At 65.6% G+C, this 279-nt stretch carries 1 protein-coding gene; it reads left to right on the plus strand.

The annotated features are described in order from the left end of the window. The coding region (locus QD228_RS17045; protein WP_279876136.1) for a UDP binding domain-containing protein at window positions 1-279 on the plus strand (279 nt) is incomplete at both ends.

Raw genomic sequence — 279 nt, forward strand, 5'->3', positions numbered from 1 at the left:
GCTACGGTGGCTCCTGCTTCCCGAAGGATGTCCAGGCGCTGGCGCGTACCGCCAGTCAGGTAGGCTATGAGGCCGAGCTGCTCACCGCGGTGGAATCCGTCAACAAGCGCCAGAAGGTCACGCTGTTCGAGAAGCTGTCACGTGCCTTCGATGGGGATCTCGCCGGCAAGACCATCGCCGTCTGGGGGCTGGCCTTCAAGCCGAACACCGATGACATGCGCGATGCGCCGAGCCGCACGCTGATGGAAGCGCTGTGGGCGGCGGGTGCCAAGGTGCAGG

The organism is Cobetia sp. 3AK (assembly GCF_029846335.1).
Lineage (GTDB): Bacteria > Pseudomonadota > Gammaproteobacteria > Pseudomonadales > Halomonadaceae > Cobetia > Cobetia marina.